Raw genomic sequence first — 16,192 nt, 5'->3', positions numbered from 1 at the left:
TTAAGTGGTTTTAAGTAAAATTGCTTCTCCATCTTTCATACGTAAACCGATGGTGGTCCCACCTAGTGTACAGATCAGCTTGCCAAGAATCACTGATTTAGTTTTTAAAAGGATTTTTGCACCAGGAAAAAATCCTAGCTCCAAAAGTTCCGTAAGCATCGGCTTTGGTAGTTTGTCCATATTGATGGAAACAATTTCTGCCGAATCTCCTTCATTTAAATCGAATAAAGTCATGTTTTTCCTATGACAAAGTTTTGAGAGTCACGAAACAAATTGATTTCTGGAGCCATTGATTTTACGTATCTGTCAAAGTATAACATTTGTTTCATGAGGAGAGCAAATTCCCTTGGGATTTTTAATCCATTTTTTTCGGCAATTTCCTTCATATCGAACATAATTCGATTCACTTTGGATTCATCAAACATTTCGTTTTCTGTTAAATGTACATATACAGACTCTAATTCGTTAAATACCGAATCCAATTCTTTTGCCAGTAAAGTAGGGTTCACACCACTATCTGTTGAATCCATTTCGACAAGACCTTTGGCAACGAGTGTAGGTTCACCAATCCCAATTCCTTGTGTGAAAAGCATAAGCCCTCGCCAAATTTTAGGTGAGATCCTTCCTACAATTCCAAAATCGATAAAACCAATGTTACCATCTTTAAGGATCATCAAATTCCCTGCATGGACATCAGCATGGAAAAATCCTTGGTTGGATAAAGATGAGAACCATATCTCAAGGGCATCACTGAGTATTTTCCTTGGGTTGTCTGTGAATTGTTTTAATCCTTTTTCATCAGTAATAGGAACTCCGTAAAATCTTTCCATTGTTAGAACTTTTTTTGATGAAAGTGTATGATAGACACGTGGCACACGGGCTCGTGTTTCCTTTGCCTTCAAAAGGTAAGCTTCAAACTCCTCTATGTTTTTGGCTTCTTGGATGAAATCAATTTCTTGTAAGATCGAAATTTGGAATTCTTGGAACATTGCAGTGAGTCCTGATTTTTTAAATTCAGGTGCTATGATCTCTAATACTTTTGTGAGAATTCCTAAAATCTGCATGTCGGTTTTCAAAGTTAGGTGGACATCTGGTCTTTGTACTTTCACCACTACATCCAATCCTTCTTTTGTGACAGCTGCATGGACTTGGGCAATCGAAGCAGATGCTAAAGGTGTTTCTTCGAAACTATGGAATAATGATTCCAGCTTTCCTCCAAGTTCTCGTTCCACAGAAGATTTAATTTCCCGGAATTGAACCGGTCTGACAGAGTCTAGACATGCCTGCATTTCTTCTACATATTCAATTGGGAAGAGAGAGGGAGCACTGGCAATGAATTGGCCTAGTTTGATATAGGTGGCGCCCAATTGAGAGAATGCTTCGCGAAGTGAGATGGCGATTTCTCTGTGGTTTGGTTCTCCTTTCGCAAGTTTTGCTAAAATTCCGAGTAGTCTTGTTGAGAATACAAAACTGGAATGTGCCACCCGCAGACTTGAGTGGAGACCGAAAGAGACAATCTCTGAAAATGAGTCCATAAACCCTAATTTGGGACGCAAATGGGGTTTGGAAACGACAAAATGGACTCCGAGCTTACAATTGAAATAGAGTTGCAGGAATAGGTCCCAACCAAAAACTTATCAAATCGCACCCATGAGCCAAGAAACTGTCCTGTACCAAGAGTTAGAGAAACTCGATCTCAACGAGATCAAAAAAATCGCAAATCTTTGGAACATCCAAAAGATCCCAGGAAAGGACAAAAAATCGACCATTTTGGGTCTCATGGAAATCTTCCAAAACGAATTTTACCTCAAAGGTGTTTTGGAAAAGTTCACACCTTTGCAAGTGAACATCCTGACATCCATTTTGAAAAATAAAGGTGTGATGACTCTTGGAGAAATTTCGAGAAAGGTAAATATCCCACCAATCAACGTGGAGATGGAATTAAATGTCCTTCGAAAGTATTATCTTTTATACCAAAGAAAAAATCGAGAACGCCTTACAAATAATTTAGATAAATACCATACTTATGATGAATACCAAAAACTCATTAAAGTAGAAACAAACCCAAAAGGTGAGAAGTTTAAGTATTCGATAGAAAAATCCCTTCACAAAGCGACTCTTGCGGAACTTCCAGAAGAATGGAAAGAAGCCGTTGGTGTCAAAAAAGGGGAACACATTGATACCTTTTTAAAACACGCACTCAGTGCTGAGTTTTTACAAAAGTTAATCGATGAACTCTCTGACTTCGATAAAGATGTTTTACACCAAATTTATATCCATGGTGGTGTGATTGAAGCAGAAACCATTCGCAATTATATTACCGTAAACCGTGGGAAGTTTGAACAATCAATTCCTCACCTAACAGCGCTTCACTTGGTTCGTGATTTGTATTATGTGGAAGACAAATTCATTCGAGTGATTGTCATCCCAAAAGAAATTCTCGACCATTTACAGTTTTCACCTATTTTACCTCCAGTGAAAAAGGGAACTCGTGTTCGCCAGGAAAAAATTTCTGCGAACGGCCTCGATTTTTTCTTAAACGTAAAAAAACTCATTTCTTATATTTCAAGAAAAGGTTTGAACCTTGCAAAATCAGGAAAAATCAAACAAGCAGATCATAAAAGAACTGAAACTGAACTTTTATCCCCTGACATTGAAATTTTCCCTGAAAAAAGTCAAGTTTATCAAATTGAACTCATACTCCCCATCTTAAAACTGTTAGGTTATGTAGATATAAAGGGAGAAAATGTAATTCTCATCCAAGAAACAGATGAGTTTCTTAAGAAAGATATTTTTGAGATTATGAAACTTGTGATTCACGAAGTGAATGAAGCAAGGACTCGTAGGTTAAACCCTCCAGAAGTTTTCACAGCGACTGAAGTACCTTTTTATGAAAAGGGAATATTGGACAAAACAGTGAAACTCATTATGGCTCATGGAAAAATCAATACCTCTGTGATTTTTTCACATATTATCCGTGACCATTTGGTTTTTTCACCTACCTTCCAAATCAAAACCTATGAAGAGGATTTGGCGGATCTCCGAAAGGAAATCATTTCTGCCATTTTTTACTTACAACTCTTTGGTCTCATTGAAGTAGAATACCCTCAAAGGAATTTGAGTTTATCGGAACTAGGACTCCATTACTTCAACCACGAAGCATTAGTGACAGTGACGGAAAAGGGTGGAATTACCATCAACCCTGACTTTTCTATCATCGCATTCCCTGATAGAGTTTCCTTACATGGCATTCACTTACTCAAAGCATTTTGTGAGCTTAAAGACTATGACAGAGTTTATACTTTTTTACTGACAAAAGATAGTTTCCAATTAGGAATTTTACTTGGGTATGACAAAGAAACGTTTGTTCATTTTTTAAGAGAGTCTTCGAAAGCAGAACTTGCACAAAATTTACTCTTCTTACTGGATGATTGGGGTAACAATTTACCAATTGTAACCATCACCGAAGATTCAGTCTTACTTAGAACCAAAGATTCACAAGTGATGGAACTCCTACTGGGTCAGATCAAAGGCAAAAAGTTTGTATTAGAAGAAGTGAGTCCAACAGGTATCATCATTGAAAAATCAAAAGTGATGGAAGTGATAGCCATTGCGGAAAAGCTCAATATGATCATTCGATTGAATCGATAACACCAAAAACAAATTCCCATTTGTTGTTGTTTTTCATTAGAACCATTCAAAAAAAAAGACCAACGTTTGTTGGTCTTTTTTTTACCATCGTGTCGGGGTGGCAAATCAAGTATTTTGGTATCACTGGCTTATTTTTTTTCGCCAACCGTCAATTCTGGATCAGTGACTTTGATTTTGCTCTTAAAATCCCATTTGCGAAATGGAGAAACAGCATCCAATCTTTCTTGTGTGACAAAGAACAATCTTTCTCCGTATTTCACAAGTCCACCTTTATAGTATGCATACTTAGTTTTGTGGTCTACAGTACCCACTTCGACAACTTTATTCCAATCTTCGCAAGTCTTTAACGATGGTACCTTTCTCAGATACAACTCCTTAATTGAGTTTTCTTTGACCGCATCGCGAAGTATTTTTTCCCATTCCATATTCGAATAGCCTTTCTATCCTATGCTAAATTTCAATTTCATTTTTCTTTTTATGAGAGTCGAAAGCTCTAGGACTCGTGAAAAATAGAAAAAATAAGCCAAAAACAGCCAATACCCTCCATGGATAAGGTCCAAATTTTAAATAAGGTGTTTCTCGATCATGAGAAACGGTCATCACATCCAAGTATCCAATGGCTTTTTGAAAGATCGGAAGTTCACCCATCATGTCCCTTCCCCAAGGATCATATGCTGAACTCAGCCCTGAAACAGCCGCTCGAACAAAAGGTCTGCCAGACTCAATCGCTCGTAATCTTCCTGCACCAGCGTGTTGTTTTGTTTCAGTAAAACTTTCAAACCAAGAGTCATTTGTGAGATTGATGGTGAGTTCCGATGGTGAGTGTAAGATCATCTTCCGAACCAATTCAGGATATAAAACTTCATAACAGATCAGGGGCGTGAAACTTACAGATTCTCCTGATTTTGTTTTGATGACTTGAGATCCAAATTCACTTCCTGAGATGTGATGACTCACTTCTGGGAAAAGAGATCTAAGCAGTGGGATTTGGTTTTCAAAAGGCAGATATTCGCCAAATGGCAAAAGGATATGTTTATAACGTCTTTCGGTGTTTAATGTTACCGGTTTTAAAAGACTAAACGAATTTCTGGAACCTTCGTCCCATACAAGTTCATTAAAAACTAATGATGCATTGGAAAGTTGAACGAGTGCTTCAGTTATATCCACAAAACTTTTGCTATAAGTTGAGTTGGGATTTTTTGATGGTAAGGTTCCTAAAAATGGAATGGAAGATTCTGGTAAAAGAATTGCATCGATTGGTTTTGGTGCATTCCGTATTGCTTCTTCACCTAGGTTAAAAACACCTTGGATGGTTTTAGTCATAAAATCAAAATCTTCACGGATTTTATTTTTCGCATATGGTGTGTTTGGTTGTAGTAAAACCAAATGTATGGCTTTTTCAGGTGGAATTGTTTCAGCTAAAAAGTAAAGGTTTCCTGAAAAAATAAAAAATATAGGAGCCAGATATAAATAAGTTTGTTTCCATTTATATTCTTTTCTGACAACCATCAAATAGAATAAAGAAACAGATAATACGGATACAAGTCCTAATACTTCAATACCAAACCTTGCCATTTGGCGCCAAAGGATCTGGTTTCGAAACAAATCACCCCAATATACGGGGAATACCATTGGAGAGATCCAATCAGAAATCAAAAATAGGGATGGGAAAATAAAGAGATAAAATTTGGTCTCTGATACCAAACGGTATTTCTTAAAAAAGAAGGATCCGATGAAAATAATTCCTATTTTATAGAAAGAAAAAAAACCGTATAACAAAAAGAGTAAGGATGAGATCACAAGACCATGCCCTGTGATGTTTCGGATTGCATTCCCCATCCAATAAAATGTAGTGCAGGTTACAAAAAATGAGAATACAACTGTATATACAATTGAATGAAATAATCTGCCCTCTTTTATGATTTCTTTTGTGACCAGTAACAAAAAAAATAAACACAAGAACCCTGCGGTGGCAAAACCGAAAGGTTCTAACGAAAGTGCAAAAAAAATCGCAGCAAGTAGAAGGAAGGTGAAAGGAGAACTAATTCCCGGAATTTTTAAGTGTTTTTTCATACTCCAATCTTCTTATATATTCTTCAGCGAGTTCCTTACTTCCTAAAGTTTTGATGCGAAGTTCCATTAACTTTTTTTCTTTTTCTGAATCGGAAAGATTTGGATTGTTTTTGAGATAGTTTGTTTCATCTATTTCAAGTTTAGAGATTTTTTCTTCTTCTTCTTTGATTTCCTTCAGAACTTTTTCCATTCGTTCATTTCCGTCTTTTCCAAAATAACGGATACGTACTTCTCGTTCCTTGTTATCACGTTCTGAACCTGATAGTTTAGAAAGTTCGTTTTGGCGAAGGTCCATTTCAGTTTCAAATTTATCATACTGAGGTTCCCTGCTAACAACTGCATTGTAATAAGGTCCAAATGTCTTTTTTCGAAAGTCTTCGTACAATCGGATTCGTTCGTCTGCTTTTAGATTTTTAGTTTCATCTAAAAAATTCTTTCGGTTAAAACTAAAATCAGCAGTGGCTTCTTCTAATCCAAAAATCAGTTCTGCATCTTCCTTTGCAAAAAACTTCCTTCTAAGTTGTTTGATTTGTTCGTATCTTTCGGCGTTTGTATAAGACTTGGAACTTGGATCGAGTTGGACCATAGCTTCTTCATATTTCAAATAATTTGTGAGTAAGTTTAAAAGTTTTTTGGCATCTTCCCCAGAATATTGATTTTGGATAAATGCTTTGATGTATTCGTGACACTGCTCTCTTGTGCTCCCTTCTGGGCATTGGCGCCTTAGGTTCCACAATTCAGATATGAGATTTAATTCACCTGACCTTGCTTTGGCGAAAATTTCGTCAAATTTTAGAAAATTGCCATCAGGTGAAAAAATTGATTTTGCTGATTCTAAATAAAATGGATCCACAGAAAACCCATCACTTTGTGTCCTAAAATAAGATTCCGCTTTGTCATTTGGATTCTCTTCATTAGCAGAACCAAACTCATTAGACTTTGTGAATTGATACATCACAAATAAGATGATGATAACGAAAAGACCGATACTGAATGGTCGAATGTATTTTGTATTCATGGAGATTGTAGAGTAGTAAAAGATGAAAAATTGTTTCTGGAAACAAAAAAACCCAAGGACATCCTTGGGTTTTCTAAAAAAACTTCAGATTCGAATTATTGATTCGCCTTCATGTTAGAAGCCATATTCATATAAAAGCCTTCCACATCGTACCAGAAACTTCCAGAACGTAATGTGTTCGAAACTTGCAAGTGGTCTACACCAGTTGTTAAAATTCCATATGAAGGACCACCTTTCCAAGTTCCCCATTTTTGTGAAGAAAGTGGAACAAGCCCATCATTTGTTGCTCCTTGTCCTTGGAATAGTCCACCAGCTGCACAAGCAGGGTGTAAAATTCCCATAAGAGGGTGTTGGATTAAATCTGGAAGTGTGATGTATGATCCGTAAGAGTAATACTTAACACCAGAACGATTTGGTGTGTAAGAGTTAAAGGAAGACAAACCTTCTTTTGTTAGAGAAGAAAGTGCTGCGAGTGCATTTTGTTGGTTTGTACCACCATAAACGATCTTGACAAGTGTTTCTACAATGCTTGCCACAAACGGTTGGATCCAACTAGGTAGAACCGTTTTGATGATGTCCGCAATAGGAGATCCGTAATGAGGAGTGTTGAGTGTGGTGAGAGTAGCCACTCGGCTTGATAAACCTAAGTTAGATACCATATAACGGCTATCGAGACCACCTTGGGAGTGTCCAAGGATATGGAATTTGCCAGAGTAATTGGTAGCTGCTGCATACGTTAAGATAGCGGCTTTGAGTTCTTGTGCGCGAACTTCGTTTGAGTTGGCAGCTGTTTTTGCAGGAGCATAAACAGTAGCACCTTGGCTTCTTAGGTAGTCGTCAGTTCCACCCCAATAATTTACAATACTAATGATACCACCTGAATTTTCACCCCAACCGAATAAACCATGGGATAAAACGATCGGGTAAGTTCCCGCAAGTGGTTTTGAAGAAGAACCAGAACTCGCAAGAACTGGGGTTGCCAACATGGCAGTCACAAAAAAGGCCAAAAGACTTTTTCGAATCATAAATTTTTCACCTCTGAATTTTCTAAGATAAAAATGTGGCAGTTTGACTTAAATGAGGCAAGAAAATTTTTTTATGACAAATAAAAAAATGGCAAAAATATGTCATAATTGAACATGTTCAAAATCAATGGAATTGGTTTCGAATCCAAACGTTTAATTTTTTTTGTTACTCAAATGAAATCTAATTAATTTGAACGTGTTCAGTTATATTACCTTAATCGAATCCTTTCCTAAATCTTTGATTGTATGAGTTGAATTAATGCCACAAACACTCCGAATCCAAAACAATGGAAAGGTTTTGAAACAAATTCCTAAAAGGGAAGAGACAAAACAAAAGATTTATCGAACAGCACTGTTGCTTTTCCAAAAGGAAGGGTATGAAAACACAACAATGCGAATTATTGCAAAAGAGTCGAAAGTATCTCTTGGTCTTACCTACTACCACTTTCAATCGAAAGAAGACTTGGTATTAGAGTTTTATAAAGGTTCACAAAAAGAACTGAAGAGATTATGTGAATCCTATTTCAAATCGACGAAAGATTTTAAGATGCGTTATAAATATATCATCACAACCCAATTGGAACTTTTTTCTAGTCACAAAAAATTTTTACAAGTGCTTGCAAGACAAGCGGGGGACCCGAAAGATCCTTTATCACCATTTAGCAAAGAGAGTGAAGGATTACGTGAGGAGGCTGTTGGTATCATCCGACTAGCGATGGCCTCGTCGAATTCCAAACTTCGGGAAGACTTAAGTAAAGTTTTGCCAGATCTCTTATGGATGCAACAGATGGGAATTTTGTTTTACTGGCTTACGGATTCTTCAAAATCATTCCAAAATACAAAACTAATGATCCATGATTCTTTGGATCTTACCTTTAAATTGATTAAACTCTCCAATTTCCCTTTATTTAAAAATGTAATGGGACCTATCTTTCGTATGGTTAGGTTAGTGAAACGTAACTAGACTTCATGACCCAATGCAAACTATACTTGCCAAAAAAAGAAAGTTTGGTATTGTTTTGCCCTATGCGATTGGATCTGAAAACTTCAATTCAATATCTTGTTACCTTGCTTTTGATTTTGACTGTCACTGTAACTGAAGTCCAAACAAAGGAAGCAAAAGTTCTTACAACGCCTATTACTGATGAAGTAGGGTTGTTAAATACCGATCAAATCACAAACTTACAATCCATCATCACCGGGATCGAAGAGAAAACGAGTGCACAAGTATTTCTTTACATCATCCAAAGTTTGGAGGGAGAAACGATAGAATCGTATTCTTTAAAAGTAGCGGAATTATCTAAAATTGGTCAAAAGGATAAGGACAATGGAGTGTTCGTTTTATTGTCAGTAGGAGATAGGAAGGTAAGAATCGAAGTCGGATATGGACTTGAAGAAACATTAACAGATATTATGTGTAATCGAATCATTAAAAATATAATGATTCCCGAGTTTAAAAAGGGAGATTTACCGAGTGGAATCCTTCTTGGGTATTCTGCCATCGAATCGGTAATTCTCGGGGCAGCAGATTCCAATCCAAATTTACAATCAGACTATCCAGAGGGAATTGGTTATGCCATCTCCAATGAAAATACAGCGAAAAACATTGGAATTGCAACTGGTGTGATCGTGGCTGCTCTCATTGGATTTTTCCTGATGACAGATGGCAAAACATATAAACGAAAACTTTGGTTAGAAATACTTTATGGATCCGTTGTATTTTTTGGACTTTTGTATTTCCTTCCAGATGCTGTATTTTATTTTTTCTGTTTGGGTATAGTCGCTTTAAATTTATACCTTTTGTATGGGCTTTGGGAATGGTTCTCCTATCCACTTGCCATCTTATCTCTTCTCTTTTGGATCCCGTTTTTGCAATTTAGTTTTCACGCAGAATGGATTGTCCTTTTCTGGGTGATCGGGATCATTGGTGTTATTCTACTTGTCATTAAGCTATCGTTAGATGATGTTTTAAAAGATTCATTCAAAGCCTTTGCGAAAAAATTGGGGTTTAGTGCGAGTGAACTTTTTTTCCACTCGATCGCCATTTTAAGCCTATGGTTTTCCATTCATTCGTTTTTGAACGAGGAACGATTTTTTTACATCTTGTACTACCAAGGGTTGATCCTATTTACGATTTATGGCCTTTCCATTTCATTCTTCCAAAAACAAATAAAACGTTATGCAATCGCGTTTTTAGTTTGGCTCACAGTAGTGGCACTTGTTTATTTTCACCTTCCAATCGATCAAAATTCATCTATGCAGATGGATTACAGTAACCTTTTTAATTCTTTTCAATGGTTTTTCTGTTTGGTGTTAGGTTATGTTTTGGCAATATCCATCCAAGTGAAATCTTGGAAAACGAGGCTAATTAAGTATGGGTTCATCTCTCTTGTTTGGACTTTTGGATTTTCCATAGAATTTATTCTAGGTTATACTGAATCATTTTCGATTTCAGTCTTTTTCTTTTCTTATTTTAGTTTACTCTTACTCCATTTCTTTTATACGATTTGGGAAGAAAGTGATGGTGGATCTTATTCTTCCTATTCTTCGGGTTCAAGTTCTTCCTCTTCCAGCTACAGAAGTACTTCTAGTTCGTATAGCGGAAGTTCTAGTTCGAGTTCTAGCAGCGGAGGTGGAGGAGGGAGTTTTGGTGGGGGTGGAAGTTCTGGAAGTTGGTAGATTCTCGCCGCGGTTTTACATCCCTGGCAAACGTTTGCGGTACCGGATGTAAAATGGTTCGAAACTAGACTGATTCCAAAACTGAATTGCTTCTTCATTTTTTAAAATCGCTCTTAGTTCGATGGAAGGGATGTTTTTTTCTAAACACCATTGGTCTACATCTTTTAAAAGTTTTGACATATAACCTTTTTTCTTTTTGCCAAGTTTGGTGACTGCTAGGTCAATGAAGAGACTTCTTTCTTCTTCAAGGTGGGGTTTTTCTTCGATCCTACCAATCACAAGGGAGACAAGTTCCTCATCTTGGAAATACCCTTTCATATATACTTTCCCTGTACCAATCAGTTTGAAGTAAATATCAGTGAATTTGGTGGCAGCGCGTGGGCGGATGCGAAATAAACCATCTAACTCGAGTTCGTTTACCTTTCGGAAAAACTGGTTTACGAGTTCGATGGTTTGGTTTCTATCAGATTCAGTAAGATCTCGGATCAACTATACCATTCTTTGGATGAGGTAGGATTTGAGTTCGGTTACTGGGATCCTTTCTTGTTTCATAGAATCTCTTTCTCGGATGGTAACAGTTCCGTCACTCATCGTGTCATAATCTACGGTGATACAGAATGGAGTTCCGATCTCATCATGACGGCGGTAACGTTTTCCAATCGCACCACTTTCATCATAGTCAACATACCAATGGTTTCTCAGGTCTGAATAAATTTCTTTTGCTTTGGCATCAAGTCCGTCTTTTTTCATCAATGGGAAAATCGCCACTTTCATGGGACTCACACGTTTTCCAAATCGTAAGACTGTACGAATGTCGTCTTTTTCTAATTTTTCTTCTTCGTATGCATCACATAACACCGCAAGGAAAAGTCTATTTAGACCAAGTGCTGGTTCGACGACATAAGGAAGGTATTTTTTCTTTTGATCGAGGTCATGGTATTTTAAATCTTCAGAAGAAAATTTTTCATGTTGGTTAAGGTCATAATCTGTTCTTGATGCAACACCCCAAAGTTCACCCCAACCAAACGGGTATTTGTATTCGATATCACTCGTGGAATCACTGTAGAAAGAAAGTTCTTCTTTTTCATGTTCTCTCACACGTAAGTTTTCTTTTTTTAAACCAACCACATTCACAAGCCAGTCCATGCAGTAGTCCACCCAATACTTAAACCATTCTTTCTGAGTTCCTGGTTCACAGAAAAATTCCATCTCCATCTGTTCGAACTCACGTGTGCGAAAGATAAATTGGCGAGCCATGATTTCGTTTCGAAAGGATTTTCCAATTTGTGCAATTCCGAATGGAACTTTTTTCCGCGCAATTTGGGTCACGTTTTTGAAATTGATAAAGATCCCTTGTGCCGTTTCAGGTCGAAGGTAGATATCAGTGGCTCCTTCTTCCGAAGCACCATGGGAAGTTTTGAACATCAAATTGAATTGGCGGGCGTCGGTAAAACTCCCTACGGTTCCACAAGTAGGGCAAGCATACCCTTTGTCTCGGATGGTGTTTGTTAACTCTTCTAGACTTTTCCCTGTGGCTGCCCCTTCGCCTTCTTTGTCTTCTAAAAACTTATCCACTCGTACACGAGTTTTACATTTTTTACAATCCATAAGTGGGTCGTTGAAATTGGAGATGTGCCCAGAAGCTTCCCAAACTCGTGGGTGGAGGAGAATGGAAGAATCAAGTCCTAAAACATCATCCCGTCGGTGGACAAAGTATTCCCACCAAAGTCGTTTTAAATTGTTCAAAACTTCAATTCCGTTCGGACCATAGTCAAATGTATTGGAGAGGCCTCCGTAAATTTCGGACCCTGGGAAAACAAAGCCTCTTCGTTTGGAGACTGCGACTATGGGTTTGAGCGACTGTTCTTCTTTCTCTTTCGGCTGTGCCATATCCGCCAAATTTTTTGTTTTCCATGAAAATTCAAAGTATTTTCCTTGAGATAAGACTAAAGAATGGATTCCGCAAACTCTCAATACCTCTCTCCTTGGGCAAAAAAATCCTTAACGTTTTTCCTTTGGCTCTCACCACTTTTCAGTTTGGGTCCATTTTTCGCTTTTGGAATCCTCTTTGCCTTTCCAAAAGAATTCCGCTTACGCCTTAGGGCAATTGCTGTCATTTCCATTTATATTTTGAATTGGATACTCTTTTATCCTGTAGAACTTCTACACAGGTCCAGTATGGAATGGGAAGTTGCCATCAATTCTTTTTTAGCAACAGATGGCATTACGTTTCGATTGAAGGTTGGATTTTTAATTTTTTGTTTTCTTTTGCTTCTTCTCAATTTTTTCCATAGTCGTCATCGGAATCAAAAACGGGAATTGATTCGATCCTCTCGAATCCAAAGAGATTTTCCTGGTACAGAACTTAGAACTGAGATGAGAATTCGTGACACAAAATTTGATACGGTGTTACTTGTGCTCGTTCTTGCACTCATTATCCAATTTGTATTTTTATACATCACAGAATCTTTAAACCCACAAAAGAATTTGTCTCCTCTTGCCCCACTTTATGATGTCCATCAGTTCGTATTTAATTATTCCGTATCTGTTTGTATTTTACTCTTTAGTTTCAATCGGAATAAAATTCCATCTTTTATATCGAAACCTTATTTGCGTTATATGGAAGGGATTCGTATTCGAGAAAATTGGAAAAAAGCAGTCAAAACAGAAGGCAAATTCCCACTTCGCTTAGAACTAATTGTCAAAGAAAAGGCAAAGTTTCGTGACAGAATTATACCGGGCTTCGGTCATACTTATGTTTATGAATATTGGCGTGGATTCCCAATTTTATTTTTAACACTTTTATTGTATTTATTTTCTGCCGTTTGGGTGTTTTCTTACATCAGTCCCATCTTTGGAATTCAATTTCTCGCAGGTTTTGGATTAAAACCTGGCATCCCTGATAAAGACTTTTTTGTATCATCGCAAAATATTGCTTATGCGGTCTTTTCACTGGCAACACTTGTTGGTTTGTATTTTTATTCTGCTTCTATATTAGAAAAGTCATTTAGCTTAGAAAATCTAGGAATCAAAAAAGACAAAGATGGTGAAATGGAACCGTTTTTTAAACCAGGTTTAAGAAAGGGGTTTCGAAATGTGTTACCTCTATCTTTATTATTCCATTTGGTTTTATTGTGTCTAGTATTCCTGATTCCCATCAGCCTTCAACGTGGTAAAAAGAAAGAACAATCAACTCAGAAAAATGATCACTTCCGCCCAGAAAAAATGGAATTCTATTTCATTGATCCTAATGTCCCTGATGATACCCAAGGGTTGAATGGTGGAGTCATCACAGGAAATGAAACAGAGAACAAAGAGAAAGGTGAAAAGATCTCGAATGAAAAGGTAGCTGATAATGGACCTGTTAAAGGTTATATCAAAAAAATTAGAGGGAAAAAAGTCCCACCAACTTACTCAAATTATATCTCAGCCAAAATGCGGATTCCAGAAAGTTACATGGATTACTGGGCGAAAGCTCCCCATCCATATTCCAGCGTGGTTGCTTATACCATCACACAAGATGGTGATGTAATCGATGTAGAACTTGTGGAAGCATCTGATTATCCCGACCAAGACTTACGCACATTACAATTGGTTGAGAGTTTGGGGCCACTCATGCCTCCACCTGGAACCAAAAATGACATCCGAGTCACAGAGTTATTTTGGAACGGTCCCATTGACCCTGAGTTTGTACCGACTCCCTTACAAAAAGAAATGATCAACCTGTTCGATGGGCGTTATATGGAAGAGTTACCTGAATGAAAGAAATTGGATTTTATGACTATCTGATAGGTGCGGCAACTGTGTTTCCTTGGGCTGTTGTGATTTGGAAAGCATACAAACCAAAAAAAGGATGGCAGGAAGTCTTAGGGATCTTTTTAGCTCTGGTGTTTGGATGGTTGTCTACTGATTTAATATTAAGACTCCATCCAATCCTTTGGCCAGAGACAGACTTTTCTCCAAAAAAAAAGGTGAGCCTTCTGACTCAAACAGCACATCTAGCTTTTATCCAAGCAGGAATCACTGAAGAGACATTTAAAATTTTTTTTATAATGATTCTTTCGTTTATTTTTGGTTATGATCGAAAGGAAAAAAAGTTTTCACCTAATGTAGTGTTATTTGGTGCTTTTGTTGCGATGGGTTTTTCTTTCATTGAGAATACACATTACATTTTCCGCGAACCAGATGAAAAAAAATTAAATCTCTTTATTGCTAGGACCATTCATTCTTCCAATATTCACTTACTCATCAATTTGTGTTTTTCATTTTTTCTTCTGAAAAGTAATCAAAAGTTGGAAGTAAGTTCAAAGAAATTAACTATATTTTTTGGTTTTGTATTGGCAGTTTTACAACATGGCGTTGTTGACTTTTTACTCATCCCGGGTGCTACCATTGGCCTTTGGGTTTCTACCGCAATGTTTGTTGGTATCTGGGTGTGGGTTGTTACGGATTGGAGAGTGTATGTAGTGGAAAAGAAAAGTCAATCAGTTCAAAATGTACCAATGGAAATGCCAGCAGTATGAAAGTTTGGATTGTTTTATTCCTTTTCTTATTATTTTTCCAAACTCTAGGAGCAGCACACCCAGTGCACAATAAACCTGCCTTTGATAAATGTGCCAAGTTCCGAACTGGGATTTTTGATAACAAATGTCAGTCGGGGCATACGTCTCGTTTTAAACGTTATGCATCATACCAAGTACAAGAATACGACTCCATGTTTATCAAAGAGAAAATTATTTGGAATGGGCCTTGTACTCATACCCTCATCTTAATGGAAACGAATGATCCTGAAATATCAGATTATATTGGTAATACGATCAAGGTGAAGATGGTCAAAGTAGAAAAAAATAAATACCAAACCTTAGAAGAGGGAAGTTCCGGCAAATCATCTTCGTGTACAGAAACGAAAATCGGGGAACTAGAATCGAAAGACTAAGTTGTTGATAAAAAAACTCGAATCCCTGCTTCGGAATATTCTTCCCAATCGGTTTGAAAGGTTCTGATTTTCGGAATTTCCGGATGATTCCAAATTTCGGCCCAAAATTTTGGAACCACTTCTTCCGGAGGACCTGGTTGGATCGCAAAGTAACGTCCTTTTTGTGATTTTATATGCATGATTTCCATACCAGGAAGTGCTTTTGTATTTGATTCGACTGCATAACCTAACAAAAAGTCATACGCTCCATTTTCATCAGATTCATATGAAGAATAAACTGCAAATAAAGGATCAAATTTTCTTAACATTTCCATTTTTTTGGGAATGTCTTCTTTATAAAATTTTGAATAAATGGCTGGAATTTTAACCTCAGCATCTCCAGGTACATTGGAAGTTCGGATACGAAGTCCCATCACCGTAAATGTTTCCGTTTGAACCAATGGTTCTGATAATTCCGCCATATTGAAATGGTTTTTGTTTTCTTAAAAAACGCAATCTTTTCTTCTATATTGATTTGACTTCCCACTCTCTTCTGTACACATGGTAATTACTCCTGGTGATTATGGAGAGAAGGCCATACCCGTTCCCATTCCGAACACGGAAGTCAAGCTTCTCATCGCCGATGGTACTATTGGGTTCGCTCAATGGGAGAGTAGGACGTTGCCGGGTTAGCACTTATAACTCAAAAAAAAAGGCCAACCAAAAGGTTGGCTTTTTTTGTGTACAAATAATGATCCATTGATCGAACCCAATAGTATCTACAAACTAGTGGTTCGCGAAATGACAGACTTGCGACCCATAGGGAGCAAG

At 37.3% G+C, this 16,192-nt stretch carries 15 protein-coding genes and 1 rRNA gene; 7 read left to right on the top strand and 9 right to left on the bottom strand.

The genetic code is table 11. From position 1 onward, the window contains the following. Window positions 1–234, bottom strand: coding sequence for a FeoA family protein (locus EHQ43_RS06210; RefSeq protein WP_135770419.1), 234 nt, complete (start codon window positions 232–234; stop codon window positions 1–3). Next, the gene (locus EHQ43_RS06205) at window positions 231–1,535 is read right to left on the bottom strand and encodes an ABC1 kinase family protein (protein WP_135741267.1); all 1,305 of its coding nucleotides are present in this window, start codon (window positions 1,533–1,535) and stop codon (window positions 231–233) included. The genes EHQ43_RS06210 and EHQ43_RS06205 overlap by 4 nt, the downstream gene beginning before the upstream one ends. Window positions 1,536–1,650: 115 nt before the next feature. On the opposite strand from EHQ43_RS06205, the gene EHQ43_RS06200 reads away from it, so the two are divergent. Next, window positions 1,651–3,651 carry a helicase gene (locus EHQ43_RS06200; RefSeq protein ID WP_135741268.1) on the top strand — a complete coding sequence of 667 codons (2,001 nt, stop codon included), beginning with the start codon at window positions 1,651–1,653 and terminating at the stop codon, window positions 3,649–3,651. Between the two features lie 128 nt (window positions 3,652–3,779). Here the strand turns inward: EHQ43_RS06200 and EHQ43_RS06195 are convergent, their stop codons facing one another. The 4 genes from EHQ43_RS06195 to EHQ43_RS06180 all read right to left on the bottom strand — a co-directional run bounded on the left by EHQ43_RS06195 (window position 3,780) and on the right by EHQ43_RS06180 (window position 7,767). Next, complete coding sequence (locus tag EHQ43_RS06195; protein ID WP_015676730.1) at window positions 3,780–4,076, bottom strand: hypothetical protein; 297 nt, start codon at window positions 4,074–4,076, stop codon at window positions 3,780–3,782. A 25-nt stretch (window positions 4,077–4,101) separates the two neighbouring features. Further along, window positions 4,102–5,724, bottom strand: coding sequence for an apolipoprotein N-acyltransferase (gene lnt / locus EHQ43_RS06190; RefSeq protein ID WP_135770418.1), 1,623 nt, complete (start codon window positions 5,722–5,724; stop codon window positions 4,102–4,104). Then, window positions 5,693–6,742 (bottom strand): lipase secretion chaperone, encoded by a 1,050-nt coding sequence (locus EHQ43_RS06185; protein ID WP_135770417.1) that lies wholly within the window; start codon window positions 6,740–6,742, stop codon window positions 5,693–5,695. The genes lnt and EHQ43_RS06185 overlap by 32 nt, the downstream gene beginning before the upstream one ends. A 95-nt stretch (window positions 6,743–6,837) precedes the next feature. Then, on the bottom strand, window positions 6,838–7,767 hold the full coding sequence (locus tag EHQ43_RS06180) for an esterase/lipase family protein (RefSeq protein WP_135754635.1): 930 nt from the start codon (window positions 7,765–7,767) through the stop codon (window positions 6,838–6,840). Between the two features lie 259 nt (window positions 7,768–8,026). Here EHQ43_RS06180 and EHQ43_RS06175 point away from each other — a divergent pair, with 259 nt between their 5' ends. Together EHQ43_RS06175 and EHQ43_RS06170 are read left to right on the top strand one after the other, a co-directional pair. Beyond that, window positions 8,027–8,731, top strand: a complete 705-nt coding sequence (locus tag EHQ43_RS06175; protein WP_135754636.1) for a TetR/AcrR family transcriptional regulator — start codon at window positions 8,027–8,029, stop codon at window positions 8,729–8,731. Window positions 8,732–8,757: 26 nt separating this feature from the next. After that, a complete protein-coding gene (locus EHQ43_RS06170; protein WP_135770416.1) occupies window positions 8,758–10,446 on the top strand; it encodes a TPM domain-containing protein in 1,689 nt (562 codons plus the stop codon). Window positions 10,447–10,461: 15 nt separating this feature from the next. Here EHQ43_RS06170 and EHQ43_RS06165 read toward each other — a convergent pair whose 3' ends face one another. Continuing rightward, window positions 10,462–10,935, bottom strand: a complete 474-nt coding sequence (locus tag EHQ43_RS06165) for a GNAT family N-acetyltransferase (protein ID WP_135770415.1) — start codon at window positions 10,933–10,935, stop codon at window positions 10,462–10,464. Next, window positions 10,936–12,336, bottom strand: a complete 1,401-nt coding sequence (locus tag EHQ43_RS06160; protein ID WP_167481762.1) for a glycine--tRNA ligase — start codon at window positions 12,334–12,336, stop codon at window positions 10,936–10,938. A 63-nt stretch (window positions 12,337–12,399) separates the two neighbouring features. Here EHQ43_RS06160 and EHQ43_RS06155 point away from each other — a divergent pair, with 63 nt between their 5' ends. The 3 genes from EHQ43_RS06155 to EHQ43_RS06145 are packed head-to-tail and all read left to right on the top strand — an operon-like array spanning window position 12,400 to window position 15,382. Then, window positions 12,400–14,208 (top strand): energy transducer TonB family protein, encoded by a 1,809-nt coding sequence (locus EHQ43_RS06155; RefSeq protein ID WP_135770414.1) that lies wholly within the window; start codon window positions 12,400–12,402, stop codon window positions 14,206–14,208. Then, the gene (locus tag EHQ43_RS06150) at window positions 14,205–14,969 is read left to right on the top strand and encodes a PrsW family glutamic-type intramembrane protease (RefSeq protein WP_135741277.1); all 765 of its coding nucleotides are present in this window, start codon (window positions 14,205–14,207) and stop codon (window positions 14,967–14,969) included. Before EHQ43_RS06155 ends, EHQ43_RS06150 begins: the two co-directional genes overlap by 4 nt. After that, window positions 14,966–15,382, top strand: a complete 417-nt coding sequence (locus EHQ43_RS06145) for a hypothetical protein (protein WP_135770413.1) — start codon at window positions 14,966–14,968, stop codon at window positions 15,380–15,382. The genes EHQ43_RS06150 and EHQ43_RS06145 overlap by 4 nt, the downstream gene beginning before the upstream one ends. On the opposite strand, the gene EHQ43_RS06140 is transcribed toward EHQ43_RS06145, so the two are convergent. After that, window positions 15,379–15,843, bottom strand: a complete 465-nt coding sequence (locus EHQ43_RS06140; RefSeq protein WP_135741279.1) for a GyrI-like domain-containing protein — start codon at window positions 15,841–15,843, stop codon at window positions 15,379–15,381. The genes EHQ43_RS06145 and EHQ43_RS06140 overlap by 4 nt on opposite strands. A 91-nt stretch (window positions 15,844–15,934) precedes the next feature. Between EHQ43_RS06140 and rrf the strand changes: the two genes are divergently transcribed. After that, a 5S ribosomal RNA gene (gene rrf, locus EHQ43_RS06135) occupies window positions 15,935–16,051 on the top strand. Window positions 16,052–16,192: the final 141 nt, after the last annotated feature.

This window comes from Leptospira bouyouniensis (assembly GCF_004769525.1).
Classification (GTDB): domain Bacteria; phylum Spirochaetota; class Leptospiria; order Leptospirales; family Leptospiraceae; genus Leptospira_A; species Leptospira_A bouyouniensis.
Note: the sequence above shows the minus strand (reverse complement) of the source record. Positions and strands in the feature narration are given on the sequence as shown.

Coding starts and splice junctions, on each gene's coding strand:
- EHQ43_RS06195 (WP_015676730.1), bottom strand. CDS start 4,076: ATGGAATGGGAAAAAATACTTCGCGATGCGGTCAAAGAAAACTCAATT.
- EHQ43_RS06210 (WP_135770419.1), bottom strand. CDS start 234: ATGACTTTATTCGATTTAAATGAAGGAGATTCGGCAGAAATTGTTTCC.
- EHQ43_RS06205 (WP_135741267.1), bottom strand. CDS start 1,535: ATGGACTCATTTTCAGAGATTGTCTCTTTCGGTCTCCACTCAAGTCTG.
- EHQ43_RS06180 (WP_135754635.1), bottom strand. CDS start 7,767: ATGATTCGAAAAAGTCTTTTGGCCTTTTTTGTGACTGCCATGTTGGCA.
- EHQ43_RS06140 (WP_135741279.1), bottom strand. CDS start 15,843: ATGGCGGAATTATCAGAACCATTGGTTCAAACGGAAACATTTACGGTG.
- EHQ43_RS06185 (WP_135770417.1), bottom strand. CDS start 6,742: ATGAATACAAAATACATTCGACCATTCAGTATCGGTCTTTTCGTTATC.
- lnt (WP_135770418.1), bottom strand. CDS start 5,724: ATGAAAAAACACTTAAAAATTCCGGGAATTAGTTCTCCTTTCACCTTC.
- EHQ43_RS06175 (WP_135754636.1), top strand. CDS start 8,027: ATGCCACAAACACTCCGAATCCAAAACAATGGAAAGGTTTTGAAACAA.
- EHQ43_RS06155 (WP_135770414.1), top strand. CDS start 12,400: ATGGATTCCGCAAACTCTCAATACCTCTCTCCTTGGGCAAAAAAATCC.
- EHQ43_RS06150 (WP_135741277.1), top strand. CDS start 14,205: ATGAAAGAAATTGGATTTTATGACTATCTGATAGGTGCGGCAACTGTG.
- EHQ43_RS06200 (WP_135741268.1), top strand. CDS start 1,651: ATGAGCCAAGAAACTGTCCTGTACCAAGAGTTAGAGAAACTCGATCTC.
- EHQ43_RS06145 (WP_135770413.1), top strand. CDS start 14,966: ATGAAAGTTTGGATTGTTTTATTCCTTTTCTTATTATTTTTCCAAACT.
- EHQ43_RS06160 (WP_167481762.1), bottom strand. CDS start 12,336: ATGGCACAGCCGAAAGAGAAAGAAGAACAGTCGCTCAAACCCATAGTC.